Here is a 17,433-nt window from a genome sequence, read left to right as displayed (position 1 = left end):
TATGAAAAAATTTATTCAAATTGCTTTTTTACTGATTGGGGGAGCTTTAGGCCTGGTTTTCTTACCGCCATTATACGAATTGCTTCATTTATCATCTAATCCTTGGCTTGATAATCCTTATGTATCAGTTGCTTTAGGGGCGCTTTTACTATTTACATTATCATTTGCATTTTCCGACTATTTCGTTCGGCTTATAGGCTGGATGGAAGAGATGTTATTTAAAGTACCTGTTGGAGATTTATTATTTGGTACGCTAGGGCTAATTGTAGGACTTATCGTAGCCTATTTCCTAGGCTTTGCGATTGATAGCGTTCAGATTCGCGGTATTACAGAAGTGATTCCGATTATCCTGTCGTTTGTATTTGGCTATTTGGGATTCCGTGTCGGCTTTAAAAAGCGTGATGAGTTACTACAGTTATTTACCTTGCGCGGCCATAATGCCAAGAAAAAAGCCCTTGAAGGTATCGATGTACCTGAAATTCGTGGCAGTTATAAATTGCTAGATACGAGCGTCATTATCGATGGGCGTATTGCGGATATTTCGGAAACAGGCTTTATCGAAGGTGTCTTAGTCGTGCCACAATTTGTACTGACAGAGCTACAACATATTGCGGATTCTTCAGATACATTAAAACGTACAAGAGGTCGTCGTGGTTTGGATATCTTAAAAAAACTACAAGATGAACGTATGACAAAAGTAGAGATTACCGACGAGGATTTTGAGGATGTGCAAGAAGTCGATTTAAAACTTGTGCGACTAGCTAAGAAGATGGGCAACGATACACAAATTGTAACGAATGATTTCAATTTGAACAAAGTATGTGAGCTACACCAAGTGCAAGTGCTAAATATCAATGATTTGGCAAATGCGGTGAAGCCGGTTGTTATTCCTGGTGAGGATATGCAGGTTGTCGTCATTAAAGATGGTAAAGAGCATAACCAAGGTGTCGCTTATTTGGATGATGGTACGATGATAGTTGTAGAAGGCGGCCGCAGTTATATAGGACAGGCTATTACAGTAACTGTAACGAGCGTTCTCCAAACATCAGCAGGGCGTATGATTTTTGCCAAGCCAAAGGATGATTAGGAAGTGGGAAATGTGCAGTATGAAGTAGTGCTTCCAGCAGCAGGTAGCGGGAAGCGAATGGGAGCAGGACAAAATAAATTATTTTTAGAGCTTTTAGGGAAACCGATTTTAATACACACATTGGAAGTATTTGAGCAAGATCGAAACTGCACAGGTATTTGGCTAGCAGTAAAGCCCGAGGAGCGAGCACTTATTCAGGAAATGCTCGTAAACTATGGCATTTCAAAGGTCAAAGGTTTGCCTGACGGCGGAGCGGAGCGACAACATTCTGTCCACTCTTGCATGAAGGAAATGGAGCAAGTTGATATCGTCTTAGTACATGATGCTGCTCGTCCGTTTATTACGCACGATATTATTGCAAACCTTGTGCAAAGTGCAAATGACTTTGGTGCTGCAATTGCTGGGGTTCGTGCAAAAGATACGATGAAAAAAGTGCGTGATGGTATTATCGAAGAAACTGTAGATCGTGAAAGTCTATGGATGATTCAAACGCCACAAGCTTTTCGTTTTGATTTAATTGTAGAAGCGGAAGATGTTGCCGAGAAGGTAGGTTTCCTCGGCACTGATGAGGCGATGCTAGTTGAGCGTCTTGGTTATGCGGTGCATATTGTCGAAAGCACCTATGAAAATGTAAAGATGACCACTAAGGAAGATTTACTTTTTGGTGAGGCTATTTTACGTCGACGTGTAACAGAAACTTTTTAAAAATAACGTTGAAATCTCATCAGTTCCAAGTAGCTGATGGGATTTTTTTTATCGATAATGAACAAACTAATAATGCTTTCAGTTGCTAGTTATGTCCAACTTAGAGGATACAGACAGCTCAATTTCCTAGGAAATATGGTAAACTGTCTATAAATAGAAAATCATAAAGGCAGGTGAATGCTGTTACAAACATCTTTGTTGTAACGGCAGTATTGTATGTTTCGAGTAGGACAAGGTTTTGACGTACATGCATTTGAAGAAGGGCGTCCACTTATTATTGGTGGTATTACCATTCCCCATGAAAAAGGCTTAGTAGGGCATTCGGATGCGGATGTATTGTTACACACTGTAACAGATGCGGCACTTGGGGCAATTGGTGAAGGTGATATTGGTCGCCATTTTCCTGATACAGATCCTGAATGGAAAGATGCCGATTCAGCAAAGTTACTAGAGTATATTTGGAAAATGGTTGAGGACAAAGGCTATGTGCTAGGCAATGTAGACTGCACGATTATGGCGCAACGTCCTAAAATGGCGCCTTATATTGAACAAATGAGAAATCGTATTGCAACGTTATTGCATGCAGATCCTTCACAAGTAAATGTCAAAGCGACAACTACTGAAAGACTGGGCTTTACTGGCCGTGAAGAAGGCATTGCATCGATGGCGACGATTTTATTGATAAAAAAATAAAAAAATGGCGCGTGCCCAATTCCTAAGCACGCGCTACTTTTATTTCCTATACTACAGTGGTAAAATGAACAATTAAAAAGGTCGGAATTATTTTCAGACGAACATTTTAGGAGGCATTTAATTATGACGAAAGAAGTTCGCGTTCGTTACGCGCCATCACCAACTGGATTCTTACATATTGGCGGTGCACGTACAGCGTTATTCAACTATTTATATGCAAAACATCATAACGGTAAATTCATCGTGCGTATTGAAGATACGGATATTGAGCGTAATGTAGAAGGTGGAGAAGCGTCTCAGCTAGATAACTTAAAATGGTTAGGTATCGACTATGACGAATCAATCGATATTGGTGGTCCGTATGCGCCTTATCGTCAAATGGAGCGCCTTGATATTTATAAAGAACATGCTGAAAAGTTATTACAACAAGGTACAGCGTATAAATGTTTCTGTTCTTCAGAAAAATTAGAGGCATCACGTGAAGAACAAAAAGCTCGCGGCGTTGCAGCACCTACTTACGATGGAACTTGCCGTCATTTATCAGCTGAAGAAGTAGCAGCTAAAGAAGCGGCTGGCGAACAATATACAATTCGTATGCGTGTACCTGAAAACGTAACGTATGAGTTTGAAGATTTAGTGCGTGGACAAGTATCGTTCGAATCAAAAGATGTGGGCGATTGGGTACTTGTAAAAGCGAATGGTATTCCAACATACAACTATGCCGTTGTATTAGACGATCACTTTATGGAAATTTCACACGTATTCCGTGGTGAAGAGCATTTATCAAACACACCAAAACAAATGATGATTTTTGATGCATTTGGCTGGGAATATCCGCGCTTTGGGCATATGACATTAATCATTAACGAAAACCGTAAAAAGCTATCAAAACGTGATGAGTCCATTATTCAATTCGTAACACAATATAAAGACCTTGGATACTTACCGGAAGCGATGTTCAATTTCTTCGCTTTACTAGGTTGGTCTCCAGAAGGGGAAGAAGAGATTTTCTCTAAAGAGGAATTTATTAAAATCTTTGATGAGAAACGTTTATCGAAATCACCATCTATGTTTGATAAGCAAAAACTTACATGGATGAATAATCAATACATCAAAAAACTATCGTTAGACGAAGTAGTGGCATTATCTTTACCACACTTACAAAAAGCGGGCTTATTACCGCAAGAGCTAACAGCAGAAGAGCTTGCTTGGGCAACAGATTTAATCGCACTTTATCATGAGCAAATGAGCTTTGGTGCTGAAATTGTGGAACTATCTCGCCTATTCTTTAACGATCATCTTGAATATGATGAAGAAGCAAAAGCAGTTCTAGCTGGTGAGCAAGTACCAGAAGTAATGGCTGCATTTAAAGCACAGCTTGAAAATTTAGCAGAATTTACGCCTGAAACGGTGAAAGCGGCTATCAAAGCTGTACAAAAAGAAACGGGGCATAAAGGTAAAAATTTATTCATGCCAATCCGTGTTGTCACGACAGGTGAAACGCATGGTCCAGAGTTACCGAATGCAATTTGTTTAATTGGTAAAGAGAAAACAATTGACCGTGTAGAAAAATTCGCAAAATAATAGAAATTTATTGACAAACAGTTTCATCGATGTAAAATGAATGTACATTGAGAAAGCGTTGATAAGGAGAAGTACGTAGCGCATGCTCTAAAGAGAGGACCATCACCGGCTGAAAGTGGTCTGAGCCAAGGCAAAACCGAAATGCACCTTTGAGCGTAAAGCTGAACATTGAGTAGGCTTTATCGGTTCGTTCCCGTTATAGGACGTCCAAAGTGGAAGGCTTATGCTTTCAATCAGAGTGGAACCGCGCAAATTTCAGCGTCTCTGTCATTCCTTTATGGAGTGATGGGGGCGCTTTTTATTTTTTTATGGCTATTCAAGTATTACATGTAAGAGAGCAATCATTACTAGTAACAATAGGTTTTAAAGTGATTTTTGCGCGAGGTTATGATCGGTAATTACAACACACATAGTATCGAAAAGGGGGAATTTTGATGTTTAAAAGAATGAAGGAAGATGTAGAGACAATTTTTGAAAATGATCCAGCGGCACGCAGTGTACTTGAAGTTGTGTTAACATATTCAGGTCTGCATGCTACATGGGCGCATCGTATTGCGCATTGGTTTTTTAAAAGACGTTTTTATTTTATCGCACGCGTCATTTCACAAGTGAGTCGCTTCTTCACAGGAATTGAAATACACCCTGGTGCTAAAATTGGTCGCCGCTTCTTCATTGACCATGGTATGGGCGTTGTTATAGGGGAAACATGTGAGATTGGTGATAATGTAACACTATATCAAGGTGTGACACTTGGGGGTACAGGGAAAGAAAAAGGCAAGCGCCATCCGACATTACAAGATAATGTATTAGTTGCCACTGGAGCAAAAGTATTAGGTTCTATTACAATTGGTGAGAATAGTAAAATCGGTGCGGGATCAGTCGTGTTAAAAGAAGTACCACCAAACGCAACGGTTGTAGGTATTCCAGGTAAAGTAGTGATGAAAGATGGTGTTCGTTTAGAGAAAAAACTAGACCATCAAAATATTCCTGACCCTGTAGAGGAACGCTGTCAAGGTTTCGAAAAGCAAATAGCAGCATTGCAAGAAGAAATCGGACGTTTACAAAAGGAGAGAGAAAGACAATGAGTATTCAAATTTTCAACTCATTAACAAGACAAAAAGAAACATTCGTACCGCTAGAAGAAGGAAAAGTTAAAATGTATGTTTGCGGTCCGACGGTTTATAACTATATTCATATCGGCAATTCACGTCCTGTCATTGTTTATGATACGGTCCGACGATATTTTCAATATAAAGGCTATGATGTGAAATTTGTCTCAAATTTTACGGATGTGGACGATAAAATTATTAAAGCAGCCAACGAGCTTGGTGAAGAAGTGCATGAGCTGACAGATCGTTTTATCGCCGCTTATTTTGAAGATGTCACAGCATTAGGATGCAAAAAGGCAGACGTACACCCTCGCGTAACAGATCATATGGATGACATTATTGAATTTATTAAAGTGTTAATCGATAAAGGGTATGCCTATGAATCTGCTGGCGATGTTTACTACCGCACACGAAAATTTAATGGCTACGGTAAACTTTCGCATCAATCAGTCGATGATTTGAAAATTGGTGCACGTATCGAAGCGGGTGAGAAAAAAGATGATGCATTAGACTTTGCATTATGGAAAGCGGCTAAACCAGGTGAAATCTATTGGGAAAGTCCTTGGGGCAACGGACGTCCAGGATGGCATATTGAATGCTCGGTTATGGCGCGTGAGCATTTAGGTGATACAATTGATATACATGCAGGTGGTCAAGATTTAACATTCCCGCACCATGAAAATGAAATTGCGCAATCAGAAGCACATAACGATAAAACGTTTGCGCGCTACTGGATGCATAATGGATATATTAATATAGATAATGAAAAAATGTCTAAATCCCTTGGTAACTTTGTGCTCGTGAACGATATACGTAAACAAATCGATCCGCAAATTTTACGTTTCTTTATGTTATCTGTTCATTATCGTCACCCAATTAACTTTGCGAAAGATTTAGTGGATGCTGCCGCTACTGGTTTGGAGCGTATTCGTACTTCATACAATAACGTTAAATATCGCTTATCCGCTACGACAAGTCTTGGTGATTGCTCAGAGGAATGGCTCCGTCAAATTGCTGCACAAAAAACGCAATTTGAAGAAGCAATGAATGATGATTTTAATACAGCAAATGCTATATCAGTATTATTTGAAATAGCACGTATTGCTAATATTTACTTAAATGAAACGAATACGGATGAGAAAGTATTATTAACTTTTGTTGAAACTTTTGAGGTGTTAGGTGACGTCTTAGGTATTGAATTCGCAAAAGAAGCGGAACTACTAGACGAAGAAATCGAAGCACTTTTACAGGAACGCGTAGAAGCACGTAAAAATCGTGACTTTGCTCGCTCAGATGAAATTCGTGACCATTTACAAGCGCAAGGTATCATTTTAGAAGATACACGCCAAGGGACAAGATGGAAACGAGGGTAAGAAACTTGGATAAACTCCGAAATGAAGATGTTAAGCAATTAAATGCATTAGCGCTCGCATATATGGGAGATGCGGTTTTAGAACAAAAAGTCCGCGAATATTTATTGCGTAGCGGTCGTGTAAAGCCGAATACACTCCATAGAGAAGCAACGCGTTATGTATCCGCAAAAGCACAGTCTACGATTGTACATCGCATGATGGATGAAAACTTTTTAACAGAGCAGGAATTGGCCGTGTTCCGCCGAGGACGTAATGCCAAGTCTGGCTCTGTTCCGAAAAATACAGATGTCCAAACATACCGGAATAGCTCGGGCTTTGAGGCGGTTCTTGGAAGTTTGTACTTACTAGGTGAATTAGAACGCGTTTATGCCATCATTGCATACGCTATTCAAATAATCGAGGAATTAAAAGGAGTGTCAAAATAATGGCAGAACAAAATGGTGAAATTATTGCCGGTAAAAACCCAGTGTTAGAAGCACTTCGTTCAGGCCGCGATATGAATAAAGTATGGATAGCAGAAGGTGTAAAGAAATCAGGAGTCAATGAGCTGCTTGATTTAGCGCGTGAACGTGGCATCATTGTGCAATTTGTACCGAAAAAAAAGGTCGATCAATTATCGGATGCTAATCATCAAGGGATTGTTGCCTCTGTTGCAGCCTATAGCTATGCGGAGTTAGATGATTTATTTGCAGCGGCGCAAAAAAAGCAAGAAGATCCGTTTTTCTTAATTTTAGATGAGTTAGAAGACCCGCATAATTTAGGCTCTATTATGCGAACAGCAGATGCCATTGGCGTACATGGTATTATTATTCCAAAGCGTCGCTCAGTAAGTTTGACGGCAGTGGTGGCGAAAGCTTCAACAGGCGCGATTGAGCATGTACCTGTTGTACGTGTTAACAATCTTGCTCAAACAGTCGATGAATTAAAAGAGCGAGGCGTATGGATTGCTGGTACAGATGCAAAAGGTTCTGCAGATTATCGCAAGATGGATGCAACGTTACCGCTTGCCATTATTATTGGTAGTGAAGGCAAAGGAATGGGGCGTCTCTTAAAAGAGAAATGTGACTTTTTATATCATCTGCCAATGATCGGGCATGTCACATCTTTAAATGCTTCTGTAGCTGCCGCACTTTTAATGTATGAAGTGTATCGTAAACGTCAAGAAGCGAATGCGTAACAATGAAAAACATTTTGCTTGTTGACGGCTATAATATGATTGGAGCTTGGAAAGAGCTACGCCCATTACGTGACACAAATTTTGAGGATGCACGTAAGCGTTTAATTGAGCTTATGGCTGAGTATAAGGCGGCGATAGGGTGGCGCGTCATTGTCGTGTTTGACGCCCATCTTGTGCCGGGTGTGGAGCAATCTTATATAGAAAATGGTGTCGAAATCATTTATACAAGGAAAAATGAAACAGCAGATGAACGCATCGAAAAGATGACGCATGAGCTAAAGGCAAGACATGTTCAAATTCACGTGGCGACTTCCGATATGGCAGAGCAAAGTGTTATTTTTGGTAATGGTGCACTCCGCAAATCGGCAAGAGAGCTTGAAATTGATATGAGCATTATACAACATAAAATTTCCCATGATGTAAAACGAAAGCAAGATAGCAAGCCACCTTCACGCATTGAATTAAAGCCGGATGTAGCGCTTGCCTTCGAAAAATGGCGCAGGGGTTTAAAATGATTCATTGACGCATATTTTCCAATTCCGTTATACTGTTCCTAATTATCTGTTGTAGCTGAGGTGATACCATGTTTAAAAATAGTATTGTACAAGTGACACAAGATTTTGAACGATTCAATGATGAAGAGCTTATTGAAATGGTGCATCAAGGTAATACAGATGCGTTAGATTTTTTAATTACAAAATATCGATTGTTAGTAAGAGCAAAGGCGAGATCCTATTTCTTAATTGGTGCTGATAAAGAAGATATTGTGCAAGAAGGTATGATTGGACTGTATAAAGCTGTTCGTGATTTTAAAGAGGACAAGCTAGCTTCTTTTCGTGCTTTTGCTGAATTATGTATAACAAGACAAATTATTACCGCTATCAAAACAGCAACAAGGCAAAAACATATTCCACTAAACTCTTATGTTTCTTTAGATAAACCTATTTTTGATGAGGAATCCGATCGCACGTTAATGGATGTGTTAACAGGCGCTATTATGGATGATCCAGAAGAGTTGATGATTCATAGAGAAGAGTTTGGTTATTTAGAAGAAAAAATGAGCGAAATTTTAAGTGAACTAGAGCTGCAAGTATTAGCTCTATACTTAGATGGGCAATCTTATCATGAAATTTCTGCGAAATTAAATCGCCATGTGAAATCAATTGATAATGCTTTGCAACGAGTGAAGCGAAAATTAGAGCGTCATTTAGTGCTTGAGGAAATGTCTTAGAGCGCACCTACCCTTGTTGACATTGACAATTTTAGGTGTTAGTCTTTAAAAGACAAAGTGCCGAAAAGGTGATTACAATGGCAAAGAAAGTCGTGCTAAATTGTGAAAAATGCGGATCGAGAAATTACACAGTTCCTGCTAAAGGAGATACTACTGTACGCCTCGAATTAAAGAAATATTGTTCGCATTGCAATGAACATACAGTGCATAAACAAACGCTATAAAATATTTTGTAAATAGACAGATATGATTGATTCGGAGGTTAGGCTAGAATGGGCAAGATTAAAGGTTTTTTCAGCGACGTAATGTCGGAAATGCGAAAAACTAGCTGGCCAAAAAGTAAAGAACTGACGAAATATACAGTCGTTGTAATTTCAACTGTAGTAATTATGGCTTTATTTTTTGTGTTAGTAGACTTAGGTATTTCATCATTATTCCGCTGGTACTTAGATTTATAATTTAGAAAAGAGCATGTTAATACTTTTGAAAATAGCCCGTCCTTTACAATAACGGGTTTTTTCGTTTGTTTTATGAAGTGAAGAGCAGTAAAATGTTCACATTATGATAAGTGTGCTACTAGGAAAAGTATGTTAGTAGCCATAGATGACTATGCTAATTAGGTATATATCATCGAGCTTTCGCTTGCTAAGGCGAAAGCTATGTTTTTCTTATAAGAAGTTTGTGAAAAGAATAAAGGATGCACTTTGCGTATCGCGATCATTTTCACTTTTATTAGTAAGGGAGGGACGGACGAGTAGTCCTAGCAGTTATGGAGAAAAATTGGTATGTTGTTCATACGTATTCAGGGTATGAGAACCGTGTAAAAGCAAACCTAGAAAAACGTGTTGAAACAATGGGGATGCAAGATAAAATCTTCCGTGTGATTGTGCCTGAGCACGAAGAAACAGAAATGAAGGACGGCAAAAAGAAGACAATGATGCGTAAAGTCTTCCCTGGTTATGTTTTGGTAGAGCTAATCATGACAGATGATTCTTGGTATGTTGTCCGCAATACGCCAGGTGTAACTGGCTTCATCGGTTCATCAGGTGGCGGAGCAAAACCAACACCACTTTTACCAGAAGAAGCAGATCGTCTATTACAACAAATGGGTATGACTGATAAAATTGTGGAAATCGATATTACTGTTGGTGAAGCAGTTGAAGTATTAGAAGGACCGTTTGCACACTTCCAAGGACGTGTTGAAGAAATCGACGCTGAAAAAGGAAAACTAAAAGTTTCTGTAGATATGTTTGGTCGCGAAACGATTATGGAACTGGATTTTGAACAAATTCAAAAATTATAGTATTGCATTCTCGTTACCATATTCCGTACGATTGAGCGTATATCGCAGATTTTGTTAATTACTACTTGCTTAAAAAAATTAAAAGTGGTATCATTTCAAAGGTCAGACTGTCATACTTCGGATGACGTCTGTAATGATAATTTTAATGTTATCGGCACTTAGCTGACAGACAGATATTGAGTGGGAGGGGCAACCCAATTACCACATCACGGACTTAAGGAGGTGTGTCTCGTGGCTAAAAAAGTTATTAAAGTTGTTAAACTTCAAATCCCTGCTGGTAAAGCAAACCCAGCTCCACCGGTTGGTCCTGCATTAGGTCAAGCAGGTGTGAACATCATGGGATTCTGTAAAGAATTCAATGCGCGTACTGCTGATCAAGCTGGTCTTATTATTCCAGTTGAAATTTCAGTATTCGAGGACCGTTCATTTACTTTCATTACGAAAACTCCACCTGCAGCAGTTTTACTTAAAGTAGCAGCTGGTATCCAATCTGGATCTGGTGAACCAAACCGTAAAAAAGTTGCAACGGTTAAACGTGATAAAGTTCGCGAAATCGCTGAAACTAAAATGCCAGACCTTAACGCTGCTTCAGTAGAAGCTGCTATGTTAATGGTTGAAGGTACTGCACGAAGCATGGGTATTGTTATCGAAGACTAATTCCCAGTTACTTGATGTTTTTGTTTTTTGGAAGGTTGCGGAGTTTCTTTGTGAACGCGCAACCTTTATTCGTGGGAGGTAAAATCCGCTATAACCACAATCAAGGAGGAAATATATAATGGCTAAAAAAGGTAAAAAACTGCAAGATGCAGCTAAATTAATCGACCGTAACAACGTATACGGCGCACAAGAAGCAATCGAACTTGCTCAAAAAACTAGCACAGTAAACTTCGACGCTACTGTAGAAGTTGCTTTCCGTTTAGGAATCGATACTCGTAAAAATGACCAACAAATCCGTGGTGCAGTAGTGCTACCAAACGGTACTGGTAAAACTCAACGCGTATTAGTTTTCGCTAAAGGTGAAAAACTTAAAGAAGCAGAAGCTGCTGGCGCTGACTATGTAGGCGATGCAGAATACATCCAAAAAATCCAACAAGGTTGGTTTGATTTCGATGTAATCGTAGCAACTCCTGACATGATGGGTGAAGTTGGTAAACTTGGTCGCGTATTAGGACCTAAAGGTTTAATGCCAAACCCTAAAACAGGTACAGTTACATTCGACGTAACAAAAGCAATCGAAGAAATCAAAGCTGGTAAAGTAGAATACCGTGCTGACAAAGCTGGTATCATCCACGCTCCTATCGGTAAAGTTTCTTTCTCTACAGAAAAATTAGTAGAAAACTTCTTAACTGTATTTGACGTTGTTCAAAAAGCAAAACCTGCTGCAGCTAAAGGTACTTACATGAAATCTGTAAATGTTACAACTACAATGGGTCCAGCTATTAAAATTGACGCTGCTAACGTAGTAGTAAAATAATTTTTATATAAATCGATTGACAGCTATCCGTATCTTTGGTAAGATGGATGCTGTTGTGAATCATCCATTTGTACCGTAGACAGTAGGAGTGACTTGTCACTTAATGATCCTACCGAGGACATCGGAATTCGGATTCTTATTTTAAAGATGATGACTTTCAGCCTCTGTGTCTATATGACTCAGAGGCTTTACTTTTGTCGGTATAAATGACCCATTCTAATAGGAGGTGTCATCATGAGCAAAGCAATCGAAAACAAACAATCACAAGTGCAAGAAATCACTGAAAAATTCCAAGGCGCTGCATCTGTAGTAGTAGTGGATTACCGTGGTCTTAACGTTGCACAAGTGACTGAACTTCGTAAACAACTTCGTGAAGCTGGTGTTGAGTTTAAAGTTTACAAAAACACTTTAACTCGTCGTGCTGCTGAAGCTGCTGGCGTTGAAGGAATCAATGAAGTATTAACTGGTCCTAACGCTATCGCGTTCTCATCTGAAGATGTTGTAGCTCCTGCTAAAATCATCAACGAGTTCGCTAAGAAAAACGAAGCTTTAGAAATTAAAGCAGGTATTATTGAAGGTACGATTTCTTCTGTTGAAGATGTTAAAGCACTTGCAGAACTTCCATCACGCGAAGGTCTTCTTTCAATGCTTTTATCTGTACTTCAAGCTCCAGTGCGCAACTTCGCACTTGCAACAAAAGCTGTTGCAGAACAAAAAGAAGAACAAGGCGCGTAATTCTTTACGTCGCATAACTTCCGCGGCTTGACCGCAAAAAACTAAAACACATCCAATTAGGAGGAAATTATAATGAACAAAGAGCAAATCTTAGAAGCTATCAAAGCTATGACAGTTCTTGAATTAAACGATTTAGTAAAAGCTATCGAAGAAGAATTCGGTGTAACAGCTGCTGCTCCAGTAGCAGTAGTTGCTGGCGGTGCTGCTGCAGCTGAAGAAAAAACAGAATTCGACGTAGTATTAGCATCTGCTGGTGCTGAAAAAATTAAAGTAATCAAAGTGGTTCGCGAAATCACTGGTTTAGGTCTTAAAGAAGCTAAAGAAGTTGTAGATAACGCTCCTAAAACTCTTAAAGAAGGCGTTTCTAAAGATGAAGCTGAACAAATCAAAGCTAAACTTGAAGAAGTTGGCGCATCTGTAGAAGTTAAGTAATCTCGTATTACTTCTATACAAAAGGAAAGCTCGTCATTGTGGCGAGCTTTTTCTTCATTCTGAGGAGGCGTGAAAATGTCAGATCACTATTATACAAGTAAGCCTCAAACTGAAAGTAAACCTCGTCACTGGACGTTCAAGTTACTTGGGCATACGTTTTCCTTTGAAACGGATGCAGGTGTATTTAGTAAAAGCGAAGTAGATTTTGGATCCCGTGTATTAATAGATGCGTTTCAAATGCCAGATGTCGATGGGGAGATTTTCGATGTAGGCTGTGGGTATGGACCAATCGGCTTATCTATTGCCAAAGCAAACCCTGAGCGTACCGTTTTAATGATGGATATTAATGAACGAGCAGTTGCGCTTTCTCAAAAAAATGCGCAAGTAAACGGTGTTCAAAATGTACGAATATTTGTGAGTGACGGACTATCGAATGTTGATGATGAGGCGAAGGCAGCAGCTATTTTAACCAATCCTCCTATTCGTGCAGGAAAGGACACAGTTTTCCGCTTTTACGATGGTGCTTATAAGAAACTAGTGACTTCTGGAGAGCTGTGGGTAGTCATACAGAAGAAGCAAGGTGCGCCATCAACGGTTAGCTATTTAGAAGAAAAATTTTCTGAAGTTGATGTGGTGGAGAAGAAAAAAGGCTACTGGATAGTGCGCGCAAAAAAATAAATGAAATATGTATAAAATATTGACTTGACAAAACGGCTATGATAATATGATACAATGCAAAAATATTATTTTGAGGTCGTGTGCCCTTTTGGTATATGAATGATTTAATATGGGTATACTTGCCAAGATAAGTTTAGTTAACCGAAAATGAGATCTTTTTGAAGACTCGTTTTCTTTTTGTCTTTCGAAATCATACACTATTTGGATGATTTTGCAAAGACCTAATATCGCTTTATTGAGGGGTGAATGAGTTGACAGGTCAACTAGTTCAGTACGGACAACACCGCCAGCGTAGAAGCTTTGCGCGTATTAAAGAGGTGCTTGAGCTTCCAAATCTGATTGAGATTCAAACGGCGTCTTACGAGTGGTTCCTTGAAGAAGGTTTACGTGAAATGTTCCGTGACATTTCGCCGATCGAGGACTTTACAGGTAATCTTTCATTAGAATTCATCGATTATTCATTAGGTGATCCTAAGTATGATGTCGATGAGTGTAAAGAGCGAGATGTTACTTACGCAGCTCCATTACGTGTGAAAGTACGTCTTTACAACAAAGAAACAGACGAAGTGAAAGAACAAGATGTATTTATGGGTGATTTCCCATTAATGACAGAAACAGGTACGTTCATTATTAACGGTGCTGAACGTGTTATCGTTTCACAATTAGTTCGATCACCAAGTGTGTATTTCCATGATAAAACTGATAAAAACGGTAAAAAAGGCTTCGGTGCGACAGTAATTCCAAACCGTGGTGCTTGGTTAGAATATGAAACTGACGCGAAAGATGTAGTATACGTGCGTATCGATCGTACTCGTAAGCTACCAGTAACAGTGTTACTTCGTGCATTAGGTTTCGGTTCAGATCAAGAAATTATCGATATTATCGGTGATAACGAGTATTTACGTAATACGCTAGAAAAAGATAACTCTGAAAGTACTGAAAAAGCACTTTTAGAAATCTACGAGCGTCTACGTCCAGGTGAGCCACCAACAGTAGAAAGTGCGAAAAGTTTATTATACTCTCGTTTCTTCGATGCTAAACGCTATGATTTAGCGAATGTTGGTCGTTACAAAATGAACAAAAAGCTTCACATCAAAAATCGTTTATTCAACCAAACGATTGCTGAAACGCTTGTTGATCCAGAAACAGGCGAAATTTTAGTAGAGAAGGGCACTGTGCTTGATCGTCGTACTTTAGATAAGATCTTACCTTACCTAGAGGATTCTTCTAAAGGCATCGGCTACCGCACTTTATCACAAGTTGGCGGCGTGCTAGAAGATGACGTAACAATCCAATCTATTAAAATTTATGCACCGAAAGATGAAGCGCAAAAAGAAATCAATGTAATTGGCAATGCCTACATTGATGAAGAAGTGAAGAATATTACACCTGCTGACGTATTATCTTCAGTAAGTTATTTCTTCAACCTACTTTACCAAGTAGGCGCAACAGATGATATTGACCACTTAGGTAACCGTCGTCTGCGTTCTGTTGGTGAATTATTACAAAATCAATTCCGTATCGGTTTATCTCGTATGGAACGTGTAGTACGTGAGCGTATGTCTATCAATGATACAGCTGCGATCGTACCACAACAATTAATCAATATTCGTCCAGTAATTGCATCTATTAAAGAATTCTTTGGTAGTTCTCAATTATCACAATTCATGGACCAAACAAACCCGCTAGCAGAGTTAACGCATAAACGTCGTCTATCTGCATTAGGGCCTGGTGGTTTAACACGTGAGCGCGCTGGTTTCGAAGTGCGTGACGTTCACTATTCTCACTATGGTCGTATGTGTCCAATCGAGACACCTGAGGGTCCGAACATTGGTTTAATTAACTCGTTATCTTCATTCGCGAAAGTAAATAAATTTGGTTTCATCGAAACACCATATCGTCGTATCGATCACGAAACTGGTCAAGTAACGGATCAAATTGATTACTTAACAGCTGACGAAGAAGATAACTACTATGTAGCACAAGCGAACTCGCTATTAAATCCAGATGGAACATTTACTAACGATGAAGTTGTTGGTCGTTTCCGTGGTGATAACACTGTTTTCAATAAGGCTCAAATGGACTATATGGACGTATCACCTAAACAAGTAGTTTCTGCTGCGACTGCATGTATTCCATTCTTAGAAAACGATGACTCTAACCGTGCACTGATGGGTGCGAACATGCAACGTCAAGCTGTTCCTCTTTTAAATCCAGAAGCTCCGTTTGTCGGTACTGGTATGGAACACGTAGACGCGCGTGACTCAGGTGCGGCTGTAGTAGCGAAATATGATGGTATTGTTGAGCACGTTGAAGCTCGTTCAATCCACGTACGTCGCATTGAAACAGTTGACGGTAAAGAAGTAAAAGGCGATTTAACAAAATATAAATTACAAAAATTCATTCGTTCAAACCAAGGTACTTCATACAACCAACGTCCACTAGTGAAAGTTGGCGAACGTGTGAAACCTCGCGATATTTTAGCAGACGGTCCATCAATGGAAAAAGGTGAACTTGCATTAGGTCGTAACGTACTTGTTGCGTTCATGACTTGGAACGGGTTCAACTATGAGGATGCTGTTATCATGAGTGAACGCCTTGTAAAAGACGATGTATATACTTCAGTTCATATTGAAGAATACGAATCTGAATCTCGTGATACAAAATTAGGACCTGAAGAAATTACACGCGACATTCCAAACGTTGGTGAAGATGCGCTTCGTAACTTAGACGAACGCGGTATTATCCGTATCGGTGCGGAAGTACGCGATGGTGATATTCTTGTAGGTAAAGTAACGCCTAAAGGGGTTACAGAATTAACAGCTGAAGAGCGCTTATTACATGCCATCTTTGGTGAAAAAGCACGTGAAGTTCGTGATACTTCATTACGCGTACCACACGGTGCGGGCGGTATCATCCTTGACGTTAAAGTGTTTAACCGTGAAGACGGCGATGAGTTACCACCAGGTGTTAACCAATTAGTTCGTGCATACATTGTTCAAAAACGTAAAATCCGCGTAGGGGACAAAATGGCCGGACGACATGGTAACAAAGGGGTTATCTCTCGTATCTTACCGGAAGAGGATATGCCATTTATGCCAGATGGTACTCCTGTCGATATCATGTTAAACCCATTAGGTGTACCTTCTCGTATGAACATCGGACAAGTTTTAGAGCTACACTTAGGTATGGCTTCTCGCTACTTAGGTGTTCATATGGCAACGCCAGTATTTGATGGTGCCAACGAAGAAGACGTGTGGGAAACAATGGAAGAAGCAGGGATGAACCGTGACGGTAAAACAATCCTGTATGATGGACGTTCTGGTGAACCGTTCGATAACCGTGTATCTGTTGGTATCATGTACATGATCAAACTTGCACACATGGTTGACGATAAACTTCACGCTCGTTCAACTGGTCCTTACTCACTTGTTACGCAACAACCACTTGGTGGTAAAGCACAGTTCGGTGGACAACGCTTTGGTGAGATGGAGGTATGGGCACTTGAAGCATACGGTGCAGCATACACACTTCAAGAAATTTTAACTGTTAAATCCGATGACGTTGTCGGTCGTGTGAAAACATACGAAGCGATCGTTAAAGGGGAAAGCGTACCGGAGCCAGGCGTTCCAGAATCATTCAAAGTATTGATTAAAGAGCTACAATCTCTTGGTATGGACGTTAAAATGTTAACAATCAATGATGAAGAAGTAGAGCTTCGTGATTTAGACGAAGAAGAAGATCTTCAACCAGCTGACGCACTTAATATTGCGCCACAGCCAGATACAGAAGAAGAGCCAGTAGAGTCTTTTGAATAATGGATAAGGTTAAGTTCACATTCGTGTGAATATG

At 39.7% G+C, this 17,433-nt stretch carries 19 protein-coding genes and 2 other annotated features; all 19 genes read left to right on the top strand.

What is annotated here, in order from left to right; genetic code table 11:
• Position 1: 1 nt before the first annotated feature.
• Entirely contained in the window at positions 2–1,087 is a 1,086-nt protein-coding gene (locus ACKVEV_RS16250) for a PIN/TRAM domain-containing protein (protein ID WP_409367334.1), read from the top strand.
• 12 nt (positions 1,088–1,099) lie between these two features.
• Positions 1,100–1,792 carry a 2-C-methyl-D-erythritol 4-phosphate cytidylyltransferase gene (ispD, locus tag ACKVEV_RS16245; RefSeq protein ID WP_409367333.1) on the top strand — a complete coding sequence of 231 codons (693 nt, stop codon included), beginning with the start codon at positions 1,100–1,102 and terminating at the stop codon, positions 1,790–1,792.
• 216 nt (positions 1,793–2,008) lie between these two features.
• Positions 2,009–2,485 (top strand): 2-C-methyl-D-erythritol 2,4-cyclodiphosphate synthase, encoded by a 477-nt coding sequence (gene ispF, locus ACKVEV_RS16240; protein WP_409367332.1) that lies wholly within the window; start codon positions 2,009–2,011, stop codon positions 2,483–2,485.
• A 123-nt stretch (positions 2,486–2,608) separates the two neighbouring features.
• Positions 2,609–4,069 carry a glutamate--tRNA ligase gene (gltX, locus tag ACKVEV_RS16235; RefSeq protein WP_409367331.1) on the top strand — a complete coding sequence of 487 codons (1,461 nt, stop codon included), beginning with the start codon at positions 2,609–2,611 and terminating at the stop codon, positions 4,067–4,069.
• Between the two features lie 49 nt (positions 4,070–4,118).
• Positions 4,119–4,338: a binding site (T-box leader), on the top strand.
• Positions 4,339–4,503: 165 nt separating this feature from the next.
• Complete coding sequence (gene cysE, locus ACKVEV_RS16230; RefSeq protein ID WP_409367330.1) at positions 4,504–5,154, top strand: serine O-acetyltransferase; 651 nt, start codon at positions 4,504–4,506, stop codon at positions 5,152–5,154.
• The gene (gene cysS, locus ACKVEV_RS16225; RefSeq protein ID WP_409367329.1) at positions 5,151–6,551 is read left to right on the top strand and encodes a cysteine--tRNA ligase; all 1,401 of its coding nucleotides are present in this window, start codon (positions 5,151–5,153) and stop codon (positions 6,549–6,551) included. Before cysE ends, cysS begins: the two co-directional genes overlap by 4 nt.
• Positions 6,536–6,976, top strand: a complete 441-nt coding sequence (locus ACKVEV_RS16220; RefSeq protein ID WP_409367328.1) for a Mini-ribonuclease 3 — start codon at positions 6,536–6,538, stop codon at positions 6,974–6,976. The genes cysS and ACKVEV_RS16220 overlap by 16 nt, the downstream gene beginning before the upstream one ends.
• The gene (rlmB, locus tag ACKVEV_RS16215) at positions 6,976–7,728 is read left to right on the top strand and encodes a 23S rRNA (guanosine(2251)-2'-O)-methyltransferase RlmB (protein ID WP_409367327.1); all 753 of its coding nucleotides are present in this window, start codon (positions 6,976–6,978) and stop codon (positions 7,726–7,728) included. Before ACKVEV_RS16220 ends, rlmB begins: the two co-directional genes overlap by 1 nt.
• Before the next feature lie 2 nt (positions 7,729–7,730).
• Entirely contained in the window at positions 7,731–8,243 is a 513-nt protein-coding gene (locus tag ACKVEV_RS16210; protein ID WP_139859441.1) for an NYN domain-containing protein, read from the top strand.
• A 68-nt stretch (positions 8,244–8,311) separates the two neighbouring features.
• On the top strand, positions 8,312–8,959 hold the full coding sequence (gene sigH, locus ACKVEV_RS16205; protein ID WP_402927319.1) for an RNA polymerase sporulation sigma factor SigH: 648 nt from the start codon (positions 8,312–8,314) through the stop codon (positions 8,957–8,959).
• Between the two features lie 77 nt (positions 8,960–9,036).
• Complete coding sequence (rpmG, locus tag ACKVEV_RS16200; RefSeq protein WP_402927318.1) at positions 9,037–9,183, top strand: 50S ribosomal protein L33; 147 nt, start codon at positions 9,037–9,039, stop codon at positions 9,181–9,183.
• A 48-nt stretch (positions 9,184–9,231) separates the two neighbouring features.
• Positions 9,232–9,417: a preprotein translocase subunit SecE gene (gene secE / locus ACKVEV_RS16195; RefSeq protein WP_205446172.1), complete on the top strand. Its 186-nt coding sequence runs from the start codon at positions 9,232–9,234 to the stop codon at positions 9,415–9,417.
• Positions 9,418–9,728: 311 nt separating this feature from the next.
• Entirely contained in the window at positions 9,729–10,262 is a 534-nt protein-coding gene (gene nusG, locus ACKVEV_RS16190; RefSeq protein WP_402927316.1) for a transcription termination/antitermination protein NusG, read from the top strand.
• 231 nt (positions 10,263–10,493) lie between these two features.
• The gene (rplK, locus tag ACKVEV_RS16185; RefSeq protein ID WP_004233593.1) at positions 10,494–10,919 is read left to right on the top strand and encodes a 50S ribosomal protein L11; all 426 of its coding nucleotides are present in this window, start codon (positions 10,494–10,496) and stop codon (positions 10,917–10,919) included.
• 118 nt (positions 10,920–11,037) lie between these two features.
• Positions 11,038–11,736, top strand: a complete 699-nt coding sequence (gene rplA, locus ACKVEV_RS16180) for a 50S ribosomal protein L1 (RefSeq protein ID WP_402927315.1) — start codon at positions 11,038–11,040, stop codon at positions 11,734–11,736.
• A gap of 55 nt (positions 11,737–11,791) precedes the next feature.
• Positions 11,792–11,938 (top strand) — a sequence feature (ribosomal protein L10 leader region).
• Between the two features lie 32 nt (positions 11,939–11,970).
• Positions 11,971–12,471, top strand: a complete 501-nt coding sequence (rplJ, locus tag ACKVEV_RS16175) for a 50S ribosomal protein L10 (protein WP_173479249.1) — start codon at positions 11,971–11,973, stop codon at positions 12,469–12,471.
• 72 nt (positions 12,472–12,543) lie between these two features.
• Complete coding sequence (gene rplL, locus ACKVEV_RS16170) at positions 12,544–12,903, top strand: 50S ribosomal protein L7/L12 (protein WP_409367326.1); 360 nt, start codon at positions 12,544–12,546, stop codon at positions 12,901–12,903.
• 75 nt (positions 12,904–12,978) lie between these two features.
• Positions 12,979–13,581, top strand: coding sequence for a class I SAM-dependent methyltransferase (locus ACKVEV_RS16165; protein WP_409367325.1), 603 nt, complete (start codon positions 12,979–12,981; stop codon positions 13,579–13,581).
• Between the two features lie 242 nt (positions 13,582–13,823).
• On the top strand, positions 13,824–17,399 hold the full coding sequence (rpoB, locus tag ACKVEV_RS16160) for a DNA-directed RNA polymerase subunit beta (RefSeq protein ID WP_409367324.1): 3,576 nt from the start codon (positions 13,824–13,826) through the stop codon (positions 17,397–17,399).
• Positions 17,400–17,433 lie beyond the last annotated feature (34 nt).

The organism is Lysinibacillus sp. 38-6 (assembly GCF_046245175.1).
Taxonomy (GTDB): domain Bacteria; phylum Bacillota; class Bacilli; order Bacillales_A; family Planococcaceae; genus Lysinibacillus.
This window is presented reverse-complemented; position numbering and strand designations above follow the sequence as displayed.

Bases quoted from the DNA above. Each gene is read 5' to 3' on its own strand.
- ACKVEV_RS16250 (WP_409367334.1), top strand. From the start codon at position 2: ATGAAAAAATTTATTCAAATTGCTTTTTTACTGATTGGGGGAGCTTTA.
- ispF (WP_409367332.1), top strand. From the start codon at position 2,009: ATGTTTCGAGTAGGACAAGGTTTTGACGTACATGCATTTGAAGAAGGG.
- gltX (WP_409367331.1), top strand. From the start codon at position 2,609: ATGACGAAAGAAGTTCGCGTTCGTTACGCGCCATCACCAACTGGATTC.
- cysE (WP_409367330.1), top strand. From the start codon at position 4,504: ATGTTTAAAAGAATGAAGGAAGATGTAGAGACAATTTTTGAAAATGAT.
- cysS (WP_409367329.1), top strand. From the start codon at position 5,151: ATGAGTATTCAAATTTTCAACTCATTAACAAGACAAAAAGAAACATTC.
- ACKVEV_RS16220 (WP_409367328.1), top strand. From the start codon at position 6,536: ATGGAAACGAGGGTAAGAAACTTGGATAAACTCCGAAATGAAGATGTT.
- rlmB (WP_409367327.1), top strand. From the start codon at position 6,976: ATGGCAGAACAAAATGGTGAAATTATTGCCGGTAAAAACCCAGTGTTA.
- ACKVEV_RS16210 (WP_139859441.1), top strand. From the start codon at position 7,731: ATGAAAAACATTTTGCTTGTTGACGGCTATAATATGATTGGAGCTTGG.
- sigH (WP_402927319.1), top strand. From the start codon at position 8,312: ATGTTTAAAAATAGTATTGTACAAGTGACACAAGATTTTGAACGATTC.
- rpmG (WP_402927318.1), top strand. From the start codon at position 9,037: ATGGCAAAGAAAGTCGTGCTAAATTGTGAAAAATGCGGATCGAGAAAT.
- secE (WP_205446172.1), top strand. From the start codon at position 9,232: ATGGGCAAGATTAAAGGTTTTTTCAGCGACGTAATGTCGGAAATGCGA.
- nusG (WP_402927316.1), top strand. From the start codon at position 9,729: ATGGAGAAAAATTGGTATGTTGTTCATACGTATTCAGGGTATGAGAAC.
- rplA (WP_402927315.1), top strand. From the start codon at position 11,038: ATGGCTAAAAAAGGTAAAAAACTGCAAGATGCAGCTAAATTAATCGAC.
- rplJ (WP_173479249.1), top strand. From the start codon at position 11,971: ATGAGCAAAGCAATCGAAAACAAACAATCACAAGTGCAAGAAATCACT.
- rplL (WP_409367326.1), top strand. From the start codon at position 12,544: ATGAACAAAGAGCAAATCTTAGAAGCTATCAAAGCTATGACAGTTCTT.
- ACKVEV_RS16165 (WP_409367325.1), top strand. From the start codon at position 12,979: ATGTCAGATCACTATTATACAAGTAAGCCTCAAACTGAAAGTAAACCT.